Consider the following 18,705-nt stretch of genomic DNA (forward strand, 5'->3'; position numbering starts at 1 on the left):
ATCAACAACGTTAAATTTATGCAGATGAAAAAAACATTCATTTTAATTGCGATCATCGCAGCAGGCATTTTTTCTCAGTCGTGTCAGAATAAGTCTGGCGAGGCTGCAACCGATTTTATAGGTGAGAATGTAAAATTTGCCGCCGAACAATACGGTTTGCAAATAGCTGAAATTGAAAAATCTGACAAAGTGCTTAATCCCAAAAGTATTATCAATGGAAAAATGAAATACATTTCGCCGCAGGAATGGACCTCCGGTTTTTTCCCGGGTAGTTTGTGGTATATTTATGAGCTTTCATCCGACGAAAAATGGAAGCCGCTTGCCACAAAATATACTGAAGCACTCGATACAATTCAATACTTTACAGGCAACCACGATGTTGGGTTTATGATTTATTGCAGCTATGGGAATGCACTTCGGCTTACCGGAAACGAAGCATATAAAAATGTAATTGTAAACGCGGCCAAATCGCTATCAACCCGTTTCAGGCCGGGCGCCGGAATTATCCAGTCGTGGAATGCCAACAAAAAGAAAGACTGGACCTGCCCCGTTATCATCGACAATATGATGAACTTGGAACTAATGTTTGAAGCGACCAAGTTTTCAGGAGACTCCTCGTTTTATAACATTGCTGTAACCCATGCCGACAACACAATTAAGCATCACTACCGGCCTGACTACAGTACCTGGCATGTTGTGGATTACGATCCTGAAACCGGGGACATCCGTCACAAAAATACGCATCAGGGATTTTCAGATGAAAGCGCATGGGCACGTGGCCAGGCGTGGGGAATTTACGGATTTACCCTTTGTTACCGCGAAACCGGCGACCGCAAATACCTAGAGCAGGCTGAAAAAGCTTTTGAGTTTTTGGCGAATCATCCCAACATGCCTGCTGACGGCGTTCCTTATTGGGATTTCAATGCACCCAACATTCCGAATGAAAACCGTGATGCTTCCACTGCAGCCATTTTGGCTTCGGCCCTGTACGAAATGTCAACTTACGACAACAGCGAATACTACAAAGGTTGGGCAGATAAAATCGTTCAGAGCCTGTCAAGTGCCGAATACCGGGCCAACCTGGGCGAAAACGGCCATTTTATTCTGAAACACTCAGTCGGAAGTTTGCCGCACAATTCGGAAGTGGATGTACCACTCAACTATGCCGATTACTATTTCCTGGAAGCACTGAAGAGAAAACGCGATCTGGAGAGAAAGTAAACGGTAGTATAGAGGTTGTTTGAGAAGAGAAGGCGGTAAATGTGTTCCGATAACCGGATTCTCTTCTCACTCTGCCTTTGACGAAATAAATCTGTTGGGTGCGAGACCTGACAAAACGTTTAGTTTGCTCTAACGGGCAGCCTGATAACTTAAACCAAATTACCATGACCCATAAGTTCTTCATTTTTTGTCTGTTTTGTCTTCTGTCCTCAGGAGTTTCCTTCTCTCAGGATTGGCAGCAAATTCGCTCAGCAGAAGAGGTGTGTTCTGCTTACCCTGAGAAAATGGAGTACATTTTTGAGAACCTGGATCTCAGTTATCCCGGGCTGGAGAAAGTAAAAGAAGCTTTTGATAAAGATGAGTTGTCCAGGGCCTGTTCCTTGTTGCTGGAGTATTATGAAAAAAGTGATAATGCCCGGCGACTAAAAAAGCAGCAACCCAATGTATCGTCGCAAAATACATCATTGGGCGATTCCATTTTGCAGGATATTTATGTATTTCAATTGGTAGGGGCAAGGGTTCCCCGGGTGGATGATGGTCATCTTAAGTGGGACTACACCGGTCCTGAGGACGATATTGAATGGGCATGGATGCTAAACCGTCATCATCCGGTGAGTTTTATTTTTTCTGAATATTTCAAAACTGGTAATCCACAGTACGCAAGATACATCGATTGGTTTGTTAAGGACTGGATCATCGAAAGCTGGCCCTATCCGGCAAAAAAAAGCAGTACTGCAATGTGGCGTGGCCTTGAAGTGAGTTTCAGGGTGAAAATGTGGTCGCAGGTGTTTTACGGACTAATGAGTACTGATTACATCTCGCCGGCAACACGGCTGCTGATTTTGAGTAGTTTGCCTGATCATGCCGATTATGCACGCAATTTTCATGCACAGGGCAACTGGCTGACCATGGAAATGTCGGGATTGGCTACTTTAGCTACTTCGTGGCCCGAATTCAAAAAGTCTTCCGAATGGCTTAAATATACCATCAATGCCATGACCGAAAGCATGAAGGAACAGGTTTATCCTGATGGTGTTCAGACCGAACTTACTTCGCATTACCACAGTGTGGCCCTCGGAAATTTTTATCTGTTTTATGAAATTTGCGAACAGGCCGGGGTAGTATTGCCGGAGCATTTTACCAGCCAAATTGAAAAGATGTGGAATTATACTGCCTGCACCATGCGCCCCAATGGAACGGGTTTGTTAAACAACGATTCTGATCTGGATTTTAACCGGGATCGGGTGCTTAAAGCCGCATCACGATATGGGCGTACCGACTGGGAATATATTGCATCGAACGGAGAAAGTGGCACCAAACCTGAATCCGGGCTTTCGTTTGTTTATCCATGGGCCGGGCAGTTGATTTCACGAAGCGGATACGATGCCGGTGCACAGTGGTCTTTTTTCGATTTTGGCCCGTGGGGAAGCGGCCACCAGCACAACGATAAATTACATATTTCGGTATCAGCTTACGGACGGGATTTGCTGGTTGATGCCGGGCGTTTTGCCTATCGCGGTGAAGTAGCCGAAAAATTCAGGGGGTATGCCAAAGGCTCACAGGGACACAATGTGTTGCTTATCGATGGCAAAGGGCAGGCACCAGGCCCGAAGGTTGCTGAAGAACCGGTTTCGCCAACTGATTACCAGATTTCAAAAGACAACGATTTTGCCCGGGGATCATTTGAAGATTTTAAAGGATTGGAAGGCAAGAGTAAGCACACGCGCACACTCTTTTATTCCCGCGGAAATTTTTGGGTAGTGGTCGACCAGGTTTCGACCGACCAGCCCCGGAAAATTGAGGCGCTTTGGCACTGGCATCCTGACTGCCAAGTTCAGATCCGGGAGCAAAAGGTTTTTTCGGTGAATGACTATGGAAATTTGCAGATTATACCTGCTGACAATACAAAATGGTTGGTTCAGAAGATTGAAGGTCAGGAGAAACCTGAAATTCAGGGCTGGTACAGCAGGGAATACAATACGTACAAGCCCAACGCGGCAATCGTTTATTCTACAGATATTGAGGGAGATTCCACATTTGTTTGGGTGCTTTTTCCTTCAGAAAAGTCGGAATCCGGAGTTCAGGCTCAAATTGTTTCAAAATCAGCGAAAGAGATAAAAGTGAAGATCACCAATCAAGACAACAAGGAATGGGAAGTTGCGGTCCCTCTGAAATAAATAACTATAAACGAATGAAAATTTTACACTTGTTTTTCGCCTTGCTCTTTTTTATAGGTCCTTATTTTGTGGCGGCTCAATCATGGTTCACGCTGAATAACACCAAAATCGACGGTTACCGCGCCATTTGGTTCGAACTCAATCAGAAATACGAATACGGCGATAAATATTCGGGCGCCTTGGGAACATACACTGCCAAACATACTCCGTTGGCTATTTATTCAAAAAAGGCCGATAAAACCTTTTTTGTTTATGGCGGAACAACTAGCAAAGACGAGCGCCATTTACTTTGCATGATCGGCGAATTCAATCATAAAACCGGAATGTTTTCCAAACCAACGGTAGTGTACGATAAACAGAAAGTGAACGATCCACATGACAATCCTTCATTGTTGATAGATGATGCAGGTTATGTCTGGGTGTTTGTAAGTGGAAGAGGCCGGTCTCGGATGGGATTTAAGTTTAAAAGCAAAAAGCCATTCAATATCGATGCTTTTGAACAAATTACTGAAGAAGAAATGACTTATCCGCAACCGTGGAATACCAGTGATGGATTCTTCCATTTCTTTACCAAGTATTCGGGAGTGCGGCAGTTGTATTACGAAACCAGCACCGACGGAGTCCACTGGACCGACGATAAATTGCTGGCCGCTATCCCGGTCAATTCCGGTGAAAAATCGGGGCACTACCAAACCAGCGCCGTTTTTCAAAATAAAAAACTGGGTACTTTTTTCAACCGGCATCCGCAGGGGAATGTGGACAAACGCACCGATTTGTACTACGTTCAAACCGAAGACTTTGGGAAGAGCTGGACAAATGTCAACGGGGAAGTACTGGAATTACCCTTGTTGAAAATGGAAAATCCAGCCCGGGTGATCGACTATGCCTCGCAAGAGAAAAATGTGTACATGAAAGATATGGGATTCGATAAAAGCGGGAATCCTGTTTGCCTCTATATTCGAAGTAATGGCCACGAACCGGGCCCGGTAAGTGCACCTTACGAATGGTGTGTCACCCGGTGGGACGGCAAAGAATGGCAGACTTCAGTGGTCTCCGAATCGGACCACAATTACGACATGGGCAGTTTGTACATCGGCAAAAAAGAATGGAAAATTGTCGGCCCGACAGAACCCGGTCCGCAGAAATGGGGGGTAGGCGGCGAACTGGCTGTTTGGAGCTCAACCGACAAGGGAGCCAGCTGGCAGAAAGTGAAAACCTTAACGCACGATAGTCCTTTAAGTCATTCTTATGTAAGGCGGCCTGTGAATTATAAAGCGCCATTCTGCTTTTTCTGGGCCGACGGAAATTCGCATGAATTCAGTAAGTCGGAACTCTACTTTGGTGATTTTGAGGGAAACATCTGGAAACTCCCTTACGAAATGAAGGATGATTTTGTTAAACCAACTAAAATTCAATAATCATGAGAAACCTCGTTGTATTTATGGTACTTATCAGCTTTTCGCTGCATGGTTTTGCTGAAGAAAAGCGCGATTTACTTCAAAAGGAAGCGACTAAGATCGATCTGGCAGCTTCGCTGGTGAAAAACTTTTCGGAGTTAAATTTTCCAACGTATGAAAACCGCAGTTTCTGGAACAATCTTCCGGCCGAAGTCAGGAATGAATATATTGAAGAGGCCGAGGAAGCGTTGGATTACAACTGGCCGGTGGTAAAGGCCACCGATTACTTGGAAATCATCCGATCGGGCGACCGCCGTCAGGGGGCGTATGCAGCGCCGCAAAGGGTACTGCTTGCTCTGGTAATGGGAGAACTGGCTGAAGGGGAAGGCCGTTTTACCGACCAGATTGTGAACGGCGTTTGGTACTACAGCGAGCAAACCTGGTGGGGTTGGTCGGCGCATTTAACAGCTCAAAAGGCGCCGCATGGTTTGCCCGATGCCGACGAACCGGTCATTGACCTCGGCGTTGGCGAAATTACCAACATCCTTTCGTGGACCTGGTTCTTGTTCAAAGACGAGTTCGACAAAATTCACCCGCTGATTGCCAAAAGGTTGAAAAATGAGATTATGAAAAAGGCGGTGGTCCCCTACTACGAACGCAATGATTTCTGGTGGCAGGGATTGGATGGAAGCAGATCTGTAAATAACTGGAATCCATGGACAAATCATAACATGCTCACCGCCATTTTAATCCTGGAAGACGATCAGGAGAAGAAAATTGCAGGAGTTGAAAAGGTAGTGCGTTCGCTGGATGCTTTTACAAACGATTATCCGGCAGATGGAGGTTGCGATGAAGGTCCTTCTTATTGGGGAAGGGCAGGGGCTTCTTTGTACCAATGCCTCGATTTATTGAAAAGAGCTACAAATGGCAAATTTGACGTATTTGATAATTCCCTGATTCAAAACATGGGAAGCTACGTTTACAAAGCATACATCAGCTATCCTTATTTTACAAACTTCGCTGATGCTGATGCGACAACCGGTGGCCGTCCGCAAATCATTTACAGCTATGGGAAAGACATCGGCGATCCCATTATGCAGGGTTTTGGTGCGTTCCTGGCAAAAAAACAGGATTGGGGAACGAAAGCTCCGGGCGGTAAAGTTGACGAGCAGATAATGCAGCTGATGTTTTTAAAGGAAATCGCCAATGCAAAAGCAGAAGAACCACTCATAAGCGATTTTTGGTTGCCTGATTTACAGGTTGCCGGCGCTCGAGATAAGGCTGGCTCATCTGAAGGTTTCTTCTTTGCTGCCAAAGGCGGACACAATGCCGAAAGCCACAATCACAACGATTTGGGAACATGTGTATTGTATTACAATGGCAAACCCTGTCTGGTGGATATTGGCCGTGAAACTTACACTGCAAAAACTTTCAGCCGCCGTCGTTACGAAATCTGGACCATGCAGTCGCAGTACCACAACCTGCCCAAAATCAATGGCGTTGACCAAAAAGAAGGTCGCAATTTTGTAGCAACCAACTCAACATTCAAAGCCGACTCAAAAAAAGCTGTATTCTCAACAGATATTTCAAAAGCTTATCCTGAGAGGGCACAAGTGGATAAATGGATTCGCTCTTACACACTGGAGCGTGGAAAGCGCTTTTTGATCAACGATGGTTACGATTTAAAAGATGTAGTGGAACCGTCGACTCTGAACTTTGTAACTTGTTGTAAGGTTACCGAAGATGGCGCAGGTAAGTTAAAGCTTGAGGGCGATGGATTTACCATTAACATGGTTTACAACCCGAAAGTGCTTACTCCAAAAATCGAATTCAACGAAATAACCGACAGTGGCCTGAAAAGATACTGGAGCAGCATCACCCGGATTGTTTTCACCGTCAACAATCAGAAAGCCAGCGGCAAAAACGAGATTGTGGTGACAGCAGCAAAATAGGCATCACTGATTTCTGATTGAGAGACTGCCGGGTCTTTCCTAAAAATTGAATAACATGGTTAAAAAGAACTATCTCATCCGGATTTTTATTGCAGCGGCATTCTTTCTTGCGATAGCTGCCTGCCAAAAAGAAAAGCAAGTCCCGCTGATTTCTGATGCGGAACAGAAATACATTGTTGAAAAGGCCACATCTTTTCTCGACAGTTTTCCGATCACGGTAACTGATGCGATTTGCGAGCGCAGCGCGGGTGGGGCACACGATTTTTATTCGGAAGGAGATTACTGGTGGCCTGATCCTGAAAATCCGGATGGGCCCTACATTCGGCGCGACGGCGAGTCCAATCCAGGAAATTTTACCGCTCACAGGGAGGCGATGATCCGTTTCAGTCAAGTAGTCGGAATAGAAACCTCTGCCTATCTGCTGACGGGTGATAAGAAATTCGCGGCGGCTGTCGGTAAACACCTCGCAGCGTGGTTTGTAAACCCGAAAACGCGGATGAATCCCAGTTTGCTTTATGTTCAGGCCATAAAAGGAAGGGTTACCGGACGCGGTATTGGAATTATCGATGCCATTCATTTGGTTGAAGTGGCGCGTTCTGTAGAAATTCTGGAGAAAAACGGGGCTTTGCCTGAAGCGTTTATCGCAGAAGTAAAAAGTTGGTTTGGGGAATTGGTCACATGGTTGACGACACATCAATACGGCATTGATGAAATGAACGCGAAAAATAACCACGGCACCTGCTGGGTAATGCAGGTGGGTGCCTTTGCCCGGCTGACGGGCAATACGGAGGTGCTGGCATTGTGCCGCAACCGGTTTAAAGATGTGCTGCTGCCCGGGCAAATGGCTGCCGACGGTTCGTTTCCTCAGGAAATTGCCCGGACAAAACCTTACGGCTATTCCATTTTTAACCTTGATGTTTTTATGGCAACTGCGGAAATTTTATCCACTGACACGGATAATCTCTTCACATATATTACTCCGGACGGACTGACGCTGGAAAAGGCAGCTGAGTTTTTGTATCCGTTCATAAAGGATAAATCCACGTGGCCTTATCCGCCCGATGTAATGTATTGGGACGAATGGCCGGTGCGGCAGCCGTTTTTGCTGTTTGCCGGAAGGGCGTACCACAAACCGGAGTACCTTGAGTTGTGGAAAACGCTGGAAGGCTATCCGACAAACGGGGAGGTTTTGCGCAATTTACCGATTCGAAACCCCTTGCTTTGGCTGATGGAGAAACCGATAAAATAAAGACTAATAAAACCGGCTGTTTAAAATCCCATTTACTTATCAGGAATGAAATTTAAGCAACCGGTTTTGTATTCCTTTTTGCCCCAAAGCCGTGAGATAACAGATGATGTGGCTTACATCACAACCGTCATAATAGAGCGAGGTAAACTCTGAAGTTTCGTGGCTTTTTCTCCAACCATCAACAGGTAGTCGTATTCTTTTTCTGAAAGATTGAGTACGACCACTGCCACCGATCCATCAGGATTTTTAAAAGCTGTTGTTTGCAGATCGTCACGACTTGATGAGGCTGCAATTCTTTTGGCTCCTTCCCGGATGAATTTAGAGAAATGCCCGATGTAATAGTAGCTGTTAGTAAAAATCAACTCGCCGGTTTGTGTGTTGGCATGAACCGGGGCAAAGCAAAAGTTTCCTACGTGGTTTGGTCCACCGGTTTCATCCAGAATAATGTTCCAGTCGGTCCAGGCAACGGTTCCGCAGTTAAAATCATTCAACATCGAATAGCCGTAACGTTCACCCAAAGTCCAGTCATCAACTCTGTTCAGGTCGAATTTCTCCACACACCCTTCGGTAAAAACCAGTTTTGTTTCGGGATAGGCATCGTTTACCAGTTTCACGTTTTTAAACTGCATATCGCCACCTGTCCACGGTTCGTACCAGTGAAACCCTATTCCCCAAACGTATTTGGCTGCATCAGGGTCATTCAAAATAGTGGAAGCCCGCTGGAAAATCTGGTCGCGGTTGTGGTCCCAGGCAATGAGTTTCTTATCGCTCATGTCGTTGTTGTGCAGTGTTGGTCCCAGGTATTTTTTTATAAAATCGCGCTCTTCATCGGCTGTATAAACACACGATTCCCACCTCTGCACCGCCATTGGCTCGTTTTGTACAGAAAGCCCCCACACCGGAATTCCACGTGCTTCGTACTCCTGAATAAACTTTACGTAGTAATTGGCCCACGGCTGTTTGTATTGTTCCAGCAGTTTCCCGCCGCGCAGTACATTGTTGTTGTCTTTCATCCAGGCAGGAGGACTCCAGGGACTAACAAATAATTTCAGTTTTCCGCCGGCAGCTCCGATTGCTTCTTTTATAAAGGGAATACGAAACTCCTCATCATGCTTTACACTGAAAGTACTTAGCAACGAATCATTTTCTTCCACATAGTTATACGATGCGCTCGAAAAGTCGCAGCTGGCGATGTTCGTACGCGCAAAATCATAACCGATGCCTTCTTTCGGATCGAAAAATGAAGTTAAAATCTGCTGCCGGGTGGCTTCGGGCATTTTGTAAAAGGTTTCAGCCGAAGCGTCAGACAAAGCTGCGCCAATCCCCTCCATCGATTGAAAGGTTTTTGAAGGATCGATAAACACAAAGGGCTGTATTTCCAGCGGTTGATCTACTGACTGAAAAGCAAATTCACCCACGTCACTCATCCGAAGACTGGTGTCTTTCGCAGTTACAAATACCTGTGCCTTTTGCGGGTTAAACGATTGGGGAGCTTGTTGTTCGTTGCCGGTATTTTCCCGGTGGCTGCATCCGGCCAAAAGCAAAAGGGATGCGAGCAAGAGCTTAGCCAGCTTTTTCGAATGATTTCTCATGACAATAATTTTTAAACTATTTTTTTTGACGTTTTAAATGTTCAATGTTGTCCGCAATCGGTGGTTCGAAAGCTTTTCTGTAAAAAAAGGCCGTGCACCATTCTCTCTGACGGCGCACGACCTTTTCATCTCTGCATATATCTCTTTTATTGCTTCGTAACCGTCAGTACGGCTTGCTGTATGCCTGCCGACACATCGATGGTGAACACGTAGGTAGCATCTTCTTCGAGTGTTACTCCTGAAACAAGTCCAAGGTTACCGTTATCGCGGCCATTGGTACCATCACCAATGAATACAATTTCACTGCTTGTTGAAATAGCGGCGCTTCCAAATTCTCCGCCCCAGCCTTTCTGGTGGAAAAACTTGAAGTTGATACCATCAAGGCTGATGTTTTTACCGCCGACTAAAGTCAATTGGTATTTTTTTGCACCAACCGGTGCCATACACAAGGCTTTGTCGGTGTTCCAGCCCAGGTAATTATCCGTTAACGATGGTTTGCCAACATTGTCGCCAATCACCCAGATTGCTCCGGTGCCGTCGGCATTTAACGAAGCAACCGAATTACCGCTAAGTACTTCCACTCTGAAGTAATTGAGTTTCAGGTTGGCAGAAATGCGGTATTTGCCGGTGATCGGAACAAAAGTATACAGCCCGTTTTCCTTTTTGGTGAGATAATCGGCATCAATCCACCAGTCGGCAATGTTTTCCAATCCTTCAATGGTGATATCCTGACCCTGTGTGAGGTCCACATCGAGCTGGTAATTTTCCTTGTCGACCATGTGCATCTTTTCTCCGTTTAACAGGATTTCGAAGAAAGGAGCAGCTGCGTAGGTAAGGGTATTGAAGGTAACCGGGAAAGTTCCGGCAACCGGACTTACAAAAGGAATATTTGTAGTGGTGCCTTCGGTTACTGCACCGGCATCCCATCCGAATACGATTTCGCTTCCTTTTTCGTCGAGAGCCGGAGTTTTAATGTATGCCGGAAGATCGGTTGACGGGAAGGCCTCAGTAGCTGCATACTCGTTGGCTTGCCCGGTTGGGAGCATGGGGTACGAAGCATCTTCGGTTACCAAAATCAAATAAGGATATTGTGCGCGGGTAACCGGCACATCAAAGGTTTTTGTGATTCGCTTGAGCGTAGTATTCACCAAAATAAATTCAAGCGTGGCCGTTCCGTCAGGTATGTCTTTGTGAAACGGTATTTCAATGACTCCTGAATATTCACCGTTTTCCTTGGTGCGGATGGTAGTCCGTTCTACTTCTTCGTCGCCAAAATACAGGATGGCAGTGAGCGTAGAGAGAGGAATTTCGTCGCTTACGGTAGCGGAAAAAGGCAGCATGTCGCCAAAATGTACATTCGAAAACTGGTTCTCCATTTCCAGAACAGGATTTCCCGCCTGCTGGATTTCGTTTACCTCGTCAGTACACGAAATGAAAGCCGTAAAGCCCACCAGTATAAGTATCAAGTATTTTAAGTTCTTCATTGTGTTAGTTTTTATTTTTTCCATCGATATGAAATCACAGATTTAGCAGGTACCTCGTAGCTGAAATGGTGCGAGCCATCGTCGAGCGTAATCAGCTTGGAAGCGGTATTGCTGTTGAGTAAAACCACAGCGTAGGTACCATCGGTATTTTCAAAGGCCGACATGTAAAATCCGCCGTCGGCAAAGCCCGAAGTTCCGATGCGCACGGCACCCGGTTTAACCACTGAGGATAAGTGCCCGATGATGTAGTAATGCGAGTTACGCGTGATGGTCGAATAGTTGGAACGATCGATGTCAACTGCGCCGTAACAGGTTTGGCAGCCACCTTCGCGGTTGGGCCCGCGCTCGCTGTCGAGCATCAGGTTCCAGACAATAACGCCCCTGCACCAGTTGTTTACGGTGCCCAGCGCCACTTCCCGCATGTCGTCGATCAAACGCACTTCCAGGTTGCGACCATCGTTCCAGGTACCAATGGATGTTTCGGTGAAAATCAACTCCTTCTCGGGGTATTTTCCGTGTATATCCAGCAGTTCCGATTTGTCTCCGCCATAGTTGTGATAGGCCGCTCCGGCAACAAGCTCATCGTCGATTCCGGCATCGTAGATTTTTACCGGATAATCGTTCTGATCCGCCATGTTATCGTAGTTGTAGTTATGGTCGAACAGATAGATTTTTGTGTTTAGTGAAGCTGCTTTTAATGCCGGAACCAGGTTGTTTTTTACAAACTCGAGTTGTTCTTCCCAGCCCATAAAAAGAGATGCTGAATTTCCGCGGTTCAATGGCTCGTTTTGCGGCGTTACGGAATAAATATTTATTCCCTGCGCGTTAAATGCCTGAATCCATTTTACAAAGTAGGTGGCATAATCAGCATAATGAGCCGGGTTTAGCTGTCCGCTGGTCCACGAGTTGAAGGGCTGCAAATCAGTCAGATTATTCACTTTCATCCAACGTGGAGAGGTCCAGGGCGATCCCAGGATTTTTATGTCCGGATTAATGGCCAGTATCTCCTTTATAATCGGGATAACGTAGTCATTTTCTTCGGATGTAAGCCCGAAATTTTCGATGCCGGGAACATCGCAGCAGGTGTATTCGCTTAGCGAGAAATCGGAACAACCAATGGAAATGCGGATGTAGCTTTGTCCCATTCCTTCGGTTGGCGAAAACGTTTCCTTCAGAAATTTAGTCCGGTTTTCTGCCGTCATCTGCATCAGGTTGTAACAGGTAGAGCCCGTTACAGCTGCTCCAAAACCATCCATGGTCTGGTACCTGGTGTTGGGTTCCAGCTTGATGGTGGTTGGCGACATATTGCTTTTCTCACTGAAATCAACAGCGTGCTTTTTGAAATCCTGTGCCCGGTTGCTGGTGGTAACATAAATCGTTACATCGCCGGTTTCGGTATCCGGAATTTCATCCACGCCGCCGTTGTCTTTGTTTTTGTCGCTGCAGGCAACAAATCCGCAAAGCACGGCCGCCAGTAAAATCAGTTTTAAATCGAATTGTATCTTCATTTTATCAGAGCGTTACTTTTTCAATGTGTACTGTGTTATCGTTCAGATTAATTGTAAAACGATAATTGGCTGACTCAATCACCGGATCATTTTCTCCGTTGGGAATGTCCCAGTTGTTATCGCCTGAAATAATCTGTTCGCCGGTAAATGTAAACTGGCCTGCTTTTTTCTCATTTGCCCAACCTGTGTTCTCAAAGGGTTTAAACCCGGCATAATGATCCTGGTCGCCCGGAGTATAAAAAGTTCCCTGGTAAACACCAGCGCTAATCTGACGCAGCAGAACATAATTCATCACGTTACCAAAACCCCAGTCGGTATGTACCCTTTTGTGCCCCGGGTATACGGCATTGATTTCGTCGGAAGTTACATTTGTTGGATATCCCAGCCCCCAGCCGCAAGCCAGCAGGTACTCAGGATAGGCCGGATTATCGACTCCTACAAATATGTTCTTGCGAACCGGGTTGTAATAGAGAGTGTATTCGCCTGTTGCTCCGAGGAATTTAACCTGTGAATCAGAGATTCGCTCAAAGAAATCAGGATTGTAGATGTTGCTTGCATCTCCCAGTTTGCCAAAAACCTGGTACGTTTTACCGTTTTCGAGGGTGCGTTTCAGGGTGCGGAACGATTCACCATAAATATCCTGGTTGCCAAAAGCTGACAAGGCCAGGTCGTCTGCTCCCAGGTTACTTCCTGTAGTGGCTACACCAAAGGCGTAATTGTCGTAAACAAAAGCTTTGGTATAATCGGCATTGGGCGTATAGGCAAAAGCCGACTCGCCTGCTTCGCTGATCATGGCCATTTGGCCATTCACATTGCCAAAAACAGCTCCGCTGTAATCGATGGTTTTATCGGCATTCAGCTTTTCAGCCACTTTAAAACGGAACGACGTTTCAAAAGTCAGTTCGGTTGCTTCAAACTTGTTTTTGTCGGAAGACCGGGGTGAAAGCATTGCAACAGTTCCATCGTCGGTAACCAGATAAAGTTGGTTGTATACCGGGCGTTTTCCTGTCAGGCCTGTAACTTGATAGGAGTCCTTTCCTTTCAGAACATTTGCAGCTACGAGGTTTACCACCACATCCGAATTATCGGCCTGGTTGTTCAGCAAGGGAATAAAAATGGACTGATTTACCAGGAATGTATCTCCTGCCATTGGAATTACTCCTGAAGCCACCACTCTTCCTTCTGATACCACTTCGTATTTTAAGGTAGCAAGTATTGTGGCCGGATCACTCATCCGGGCGTTTAACGTAATGGAATCGCCAAAGGTAAAGCTTGCCGGGGTAACGGTTACGGCTTCAAAAACCGGAATTGATTCTTTGCGGGGGCCGTATTCATCGTCGCACGAAGCGAAGAACAAGCCAAGCACCCCGATCAGCATGAATATTTTATATATCGAGTTCATAATTATCTCTTTAAAAGTTTACTGTTCATAGTTTAATAGCCAGGGTTTTGAACCAGGTTGGGGTTCTGGTCGATTACGTCCTGTGGAATAGGCAGAATGTAGGATAAGCTGTTGAAGGGGTAAACCTGCGCGGGGCGTCCTTCATCCTTGTCGTAAACGGCATTCATTACTTCTTCCACTTTATCGAGGCGAACAAGATCGAACCAGCGCTGGCCTTCGAAAGCTAGCTCAAGCCGGCGTTCTTTCAGATAGGCTTGCATAATTTGCTCGTGTCCGGCAGTTGCCGACGACGGAAGATTGCTTAGCCCTGCCCGGCGGCGGGTTTGGTTAATAATGGCAGCAGCCCCGTTGTAGTCGCCTTTGCTGATCAATGCTTCTGCTTTGAGGAGCAAAATATCGGCATAACGCAATTTAATAATGCTGTTGTAGGCGCTGCGGCATTTGTACATAAATGGATAATTGTCGGCCGGGTAATACACGTTCCAGTCGCATTGATAAAACACAACCGATTCCTGGTAGCGTTTATCGCCTACTTCGCTGTTAAATGTTTTTATCAGGTCGCGCGACGGTGTGATCCATTTTAGCCAGGTGAAGTAAAAGGTCCAGTCATTCAGCGGACGACCATACATCCAGGTTACCCAGTTGGTATTGCCGGGGAAAAATTGAGCTTCGTAGATGGTTTCCTTTGTATTCCGGGCTTTGGCATCAATGGCTTTGTTTTGCTGCGATGCCGGAGAATTGGGATCCGTTAAAGTAACGCCAAACAGATCGCCGAAGTTTTCCACTAATTCAAAGCCATCGCCGGCTAACTCATCGGCATATTTAATTACTTTGTCGTAATCGCGCAAAGGTTTTTCGGCATAGATCTTAGCGAGCAGAGCACGGGCAACTGATTTCGACAGCTGTGTTTTATCGGCAGCGCTGTTGTCGGGTGCGTATTGCAGTCCTTCCAAAAGGTCTTCTTCAATCTGTTGATAGATGGTCAAAGCGTCCGTTTGCGGCGGGAAATAAGCCGGGTAAACATCCTTGATGGTTTCGGAAGTAATGTCGCCGGCTACGGTGGTTACCAGCGGTACATTTCCCCAAATCCGTACCATGTCGAAATAGATCATGGCCCGGAGGATTTTGGCTTCGGCCTTGTATTGCTGTCTTTCCGCCTGGGTTAAGGATGCGTCATTCACATCGTCGATAAAGTTAATCAGCCTGTTTGTTTGTGCCACATTGGCCATGTGCCCGTTCCAGTCGCGTCTCAGGTTAATGTTTGAACCTTCGATGGAGTTAACCTCAAAGGGAGTGGTTTCTGCATTGGGTGCACCTGCATAGGCGTTGTCGGAGTGCGATTCGGCAAGCAGCAACATATCAAGGTACCAGTGTTCCTGGCCGTTTTTAAAACGCTCGAGCAAGGTTTGCCGATGTAGCAATACAGCCGCTTTGTCTTTAAATACTACGGGTACGCTGTCCTGACTTACCCCTTCGGTTACATCCGAATAGGTGTCGATCGGATCGTAATCAAGCGAACAGGCTGCAAACAGGAAGGCAGATAGGATGGATAAAATATATTTTGACTTCATTTTGTGCAGTTTTAAAATTCAACATTTAGTCCAAAAACAAAGGTTTTACTGTGCGGATAGGTTCCCCAGTCAATGCCTTGTACGGCACCGCTGTTGCCCCACTGGTTTACTTCGGGGTCCATACCGCTGTACTTTGTTAACGTCAGCAAATTGCTGGCAGTAACATACGGTTGCAGGCGCGAAACACCCAGTTTGTTTAAAATGCCTCCATTGAAGTTGTAGGAGAAAGTAACATCTTTAACCCGGAGGTAAGAGCCATCTTCAACAAAATAACTGGAGGGTTGTATGTTGAACCCGGCTTTGGGAACTTCTGTAATCTGTCCGGGAGTGCGCCAGCGTTCCAATACCCTGGTTGATTGATTTTTCAGATCGTGCATGCCCTCTGTATCACCTTTCGAAGCATTGAAAATATCGTTTCCAACAGAACCCTGCATAAAAATGCTCAGGTTAAATCCTTTGTACGAAAAGGAATTGGTAAGCCCGAAAGTAAATGCCGGGTTAGGATCGCCGATGTAGGTTTTGTCCGAAGCAGTGATTTTTCCGTCTTCGTTGATGTCGCGGTACATTAGTTCACCGGTTTCCGGATCAACACCATCGCTGATGTAGCCGTAAAATCCACCTAGCGGACGGCCTGGCTCATTTCGTACCACACGTGTTTGATGAAACGCATCTGTTGTTTCTCCGTCGTAATAAATTTGCTGTAACTCAAGACTTTTTAATTCATTCTTGTTGAAAGAGATGTTGAAATCGGTATTCCAGCTAAAAGCTCCGGTAAAATTGCGTGAGCTTGCCGAGAATTCAAAACCCCGGTTCATCATCTCTCCTTCGTTCCGAACAATGTTGCTTGCTGCGGCGGCTCCGGAAGGGAGTGAAACGTACATCAACATATCGGACGTGTGTTTCGAATAGTAGTCCATTGCAATGGTCAACCTGTCTGCAAACAACGTGGCATCCATCCCAATATTTACTTGTGAAGTTGTTTCCCAGGTAAGGTCTGATGTTCGAAGATTTGCCTGTGTTATAAGTGGAAGCGCATCTTCCTTTCCGGTTTCGAACCAGGCCTGGCGCGTAATGTTGTACCGTTGCAGATAGGCATAATCACCCACTCCCGACTGGTTACCTGTTTGTCCCCAGCCTCCGCGGATTTTTAAATCACTGATCCAGTCGATGTCACGCATAAATTCTTCGGAAGACAGACGCCAGGCACCTGAAAGCGAAGGGAAGGTTCCCCAGCGAAGATCGGGGTGCAGCTTGGAAGATCCGTCCTGACGAATGTTGAACGTAAAAAGGTACTTACTTTCAAAGTTGTACGACAGACGTCCGAAAACAGACATAATGCCCCAGTCGGATGCCGAAGAACCGGTATTGTTCCACGAAATTTTGTTGGCTGCATTCAGTGTCTGGATATATCCGTCTTTAAAATGAGTTCCGTTAATGTAGCTTTGCGACCATTGAGAATCCGTCCACGAGGTACCGGCCATTGCTTCAAAGTTGTGTTTTTCCGCAAATGTTTTCTTGTAAGTCAATACATTGTCGAATACCAGAAGCGTGTTCATGCTTCGTGTGTCCCAGGCACTTCCCCAGTCATCTCTGTCTAACCCATGTACCGGAGGGGTGAATCCTGTTATTTTCCCGTTTCTGCGGTCAACAGTAAGCGATGATCTCAGGTTCAGCTCCGGGAGGAAAGTAATGGTTGCACTACCGGAGGCAATCAGACGGTTTTCGTTGTTTTTATTGTTTTTGCCGTTTTCGAGCGATTCAACCGGGTTGGTAATGTTTTGCCCGAAAAACAGACGGTTGTACAAGCCTGTTTCCGGATTAATGACACTTGCAGCTGTAGGCAGGTTCACTACGGAAAGCACTACGCCACCGCGGTTGGAGCCGGCCCCGGTGGTTACGCCGTTACTCGTATTATCAGAATACGACAGGTTCAGTCCAATATTCAGCCATTTACGTACCTGGCTGTCAACATTACTGCGCAGGTTATAACGACGGAAAAATGCAGAACTGAGCACTCCTTTTTCATTCAAATAACCGCCGGATACAAAATAGCGGGTCTTTTCGTTGCCATCAGATATTTGTAACTGGTAGTTTTGGGTAATACCGGTTCCGTATACTTCGTCAAACCAATCGGTTTGATCGGTGGTCCCTGCGGGGATGGTTCCCGGGCGGATTTCGTCAATCAGCTCCTTGTACTGGGCGGCATTCAACGATTCAATCTGGTTGGCCACACGGCTTACACCCATTTGAACATTGGCTGCAATTTTGGCACCGCCGCCTGCTTGTTTGGTGGTAATAAGAACAACTCCGTTTGCCGCCCGCGAACCATAAATAGCCGCCGAAGAAGCATCTTTCAGGATTTGCATACTGGCAATATCCTGCGGAGAAAGAAAGCTCAGGTTATCAACCGGAACTCCATCCACCACATACAACGGCTCGTTGCTTCCGTTAAAGGAGGTGGTACCGCGCACTCTTACAACCATTTCTCCTCCGGGAGCTCCATTGGGCTGGTAAACATTAACACCGGCGGCCTTTCCCTGGATAGCCTGCGCTGCAGAGATAATCGGGCGCTCGTCAATGTCTTTGGTTGAAACTGTGGAGACAGCGGTGGTTACGTCTTTTTTGGCAACAGTGCCATAGCCAATTACCACTACTTCGTCAATTTGTTGCAAGTCTTCCTTCAATGAAATATTGATTTCATCTTGATTGGCTACAGCCACTTCCTGTGCAAGGTAGCCGATGTAAGAAAACACCAAAACGGCATCGTTGCCGGGCACGCTGATCAGGTACTTGCCGTCAAGGTCTGTTATCACGCCCTGCAAAGTTCCCTTTACCACGATGTTTACACCGGGCAATGGTATTCCGGCAACATCTTTTACAACTCCTGTTATGTTTTTGGGATTTTGTGCCTGAGCCGAAAAGCCAAAGCATAGGATCAAAAGCAAATAAACAAGAGGAATTTTTAGTTTAAAGAAATTAGTTCCCATAGATAAGTTATTTAATTAGTAACAGTTTTCATCCAGAAATAAACGCGTGCCCTTTTGGGGAAAACGCAACGCTTACCTCTTACTCAAACTCTGGTAAATAAATTCCGAACGGTATTATAGATTGTTAAATAAGTCTGTCCTGTTTTATCTTTTACAAAGATATCT

11 protein-coding genes are annotated in these 18,705 nt (G+C 46.2%); 5 read left to right on the forward strand and 6 right to left on the reverse strand.

All coding sequences use genetic code 11. The annotated features are described in order from the left end of the window. Positions 1–24 precede the first annotated feature (24 nt). From D1614_RS09320 to D1614_RS09340, 5 genes are all read left to right on the forward strand, one after another. Positions 25–1,221 (forward strand): glycoside hydrolase family 88 protein, encoded by a 1,197-nt coding sequence (locus D1614_RS09320; protein WP_119437850.1) that lies wholly within the window; start codon positions 25–27, stop codon positions 1,219–1,221. Between the two features lie 284 nt (positions 1,222–1,505). Continuing rightward, positions 1,506–3,398 carry an alginate lyase family protein gene (locus D1614_RS09325; protein WP_206609966.1) on the forward strand — a complete coding sequence of 631 codons (1,893 nt, stop codon included), beginning with the start codon at positions 1,506–1,508 and terminating at the stop codon, positions 3,396–3,398. 14 nt (positions 3,399–3,412) lie between these two features. Next, the gene (locus D1614_RS09330; RefSeq protein ID WP_119437644.1) at positions 3,413–4,816 is read left to right on the forward strand and encodes a BNR-4 repeat-containing protein; all 1,404 of its coding nucleotides are present in this window, start codon (positions 3,413–3,415) and stop codon (positions 4,814–4,816) included. Positions 4,817–4,818: 2 nt separating this feature from the next. Next, complete coding sequence (locus D1614_RS09335; RefSeq protein ID WP_119437645.1) at positions 4,819–6,747, forward strand: heparinase II/III domain-containing protein; 1,929 nt, start codon at positions 4,819–4,821, stop codon at positions 6,745–6,747. Positions 6,748–6,802: 55 nt separating this feature from the next. Next, positions 6,803–7,996, forward strand: coding sequence for an alginate lyase family protein (locus D1614_RS09340; RefSeq protein WP_119437646.1), 1,194 nt, complete (start codon positions 6,803–6,805; stop codon positions 7,994–7,996). A 113-nt stretch (positions 7,997–8,109) separates the two neighbouring features. Here D1614_RS09340 and D1614_RS09345 read toward each other — a convergent pair whose 3' ends face one another. From D1614_RS09345 to D1614_RS09370, 6 genes are all read right to left on the reverse strand, one after another. Continuing rightward, positions 8,110–9,588: a glycoside hydrolase family 30 protein gene (locus tag D1614_RS09345; RefSeq protein WP_119437647.1), complete on the reverse strand. Its 1,479-nt coding sequence runs from the start codon at positions 9,586–9,588 to the stop codon at positions 8,110–8,112. 146 nt (positions 9,589–9,734) lie between these two features. Beyond that, on the reverse strand, positions 9,735–11,072 hold the full coding sequence (locus D1614_RS09350) for a DUF5125 domain-containing protein (protein ID WP_119437851.1): 1,338 nt from the start codon (positions 11,070–11,072) through the stop codon (positions 9,735–9,737). A gap of 11 nt (positions 11,073–11,083) precedes the next feature. Then, positions 11,084–12,580, reverse strand: a complete 1,497-nt coding sequence (locus D1614_RS09355) for an endo-1,6-beta-glucanase (protein WP_119437648.1) — start codon at positions 12,578–12,580, stop codon at positions 11,084–11,086. Positions 12,581–12,584: 4 nt separating this feature from the next. Continuing rightward, positions 12,585–13,982 (reverse strand): hypothetical protein, encoded by a 1,398-nt coding sequence (locus D1614_RS09360; RefSeq protein WP_119437649.1) that lies wholly within the window; start codon positions 13,980–13,982, stop codon positions 12,585–12,587. A 32-nt stretch (positions 13,983–14,014) separates the two neighbouring features. Beyond that, positions 14,015–15,553 (reverse strand): RagB/SusD family nutrient uptake outer membrane protein, encoded by a 1,539-nt coding sequence (locus D1614_RS09365; RefSeq protein ID WP_119437650.1) that lies wholly within the window; start codon positions 15,551–15,553, stop codon positions 14,015–14,017. Between the two features lie 11 nt (positions 15,554–15,564). Then, entirely contained in the window at positions 15,565–18,540 is a 2,976-nt protein-coding gene (locus D1614_RS09370) for a SusC/RagA family TonB-linked outer membrane protein (protein WP_119437651.1), read from the reverse strand. Between the last annotated feature and the right edge of the window lie 165 nt (positions 18,541–18,705).

Source organism: Maribellus luteus (assembly GCF_003576475.1).
Lineage (GTDB): Bacteria > Bacteroidota > Bacteroidia > Bacteroidales > Prolixibacteraceae > Draconibacterium > Draconibacterium luteum.

Excerpts from the sequence above, each read along its gene's own strand:
- D1614_RS09370 (WP_119437651.1), bottom strand. The coding sequence starts at position 18,540 with ATGGGAACTAATTTCTTTAAACTAAAAATTCCTCTTGTTTATTTGCTT.
- D1614_RS09325 (WP_206609966.1), top strand. The coding sequence starts at position 1,506 with ATGGAGTACATTTTTGAGAACCTGGATCTCAGTTATCCCGGGCTGGAG.
- D1614_RS09320 (WP_119437850.1), top strand. The coding sequence starts at position 25 with ATGAAAAAAACATTCATTTTAATTGCGATCATCGCAGCAGGCATTTTT.
- D1614_RS09340 (WP_119437646.1), top strand. The coding sequence starts at position 6,803 with ATGGTTAAAAAGAACTATCTCATCCGGATTTTTATTGCAGCGGCATTC.
- D1614_RS09350 (WP_119437851.1), bottom strand. The coding sequence starts at position 11,072 with ATGAAGAACTTAAAATACTTGATACTTATACTGGTGGGCTTTACGGCT.
- D1614_RS09345 (WP_119437647.1), bottom strand. The coding sequence starts at position 9,588 with ATGAGAAATCATTCGAAAAAGCTGGCTAAGCTCTTGCTCGCATCCCTT.
- D1614_RS09355 (WP_119437648.1), bottom strand. The coding sequence starts at position 12,580 with ATGAAGATACAATTCGATTTAAAACTGATTTTACTGGCGGCCGTGCTT.
- D1614_RS09360 (WP_119437649.1), bottom strand. The coding sequence starts at position 13,982 with ATGAACTCGATATATAAAATATTCATGCTGATCGGGGTGCTTGGCTTG.
- D1614_RS09365 (WP_119437650.1), bottom strand. The coding sequence starts at position 15,553 with ATGAAGTCAAAATATATTTTATCCATCCTATCTGCCTTCCTGTTTGCA.
- D1614_RS09330 (WP_119437644.1), top strand. The coding sequence starts at position 3,413 with ATGAAAATTTTACACTTGTTTTTCGCCTTGCTCTTTTTTATAGGTCCT.
- D1614_RS09335 (WP_119437645.1), top strand. The coding sequence starts at position 4,819 with ATGAGAAACCTCGTTGTATTTATGGTACTTATCAGCTTTTCGCTGCAT.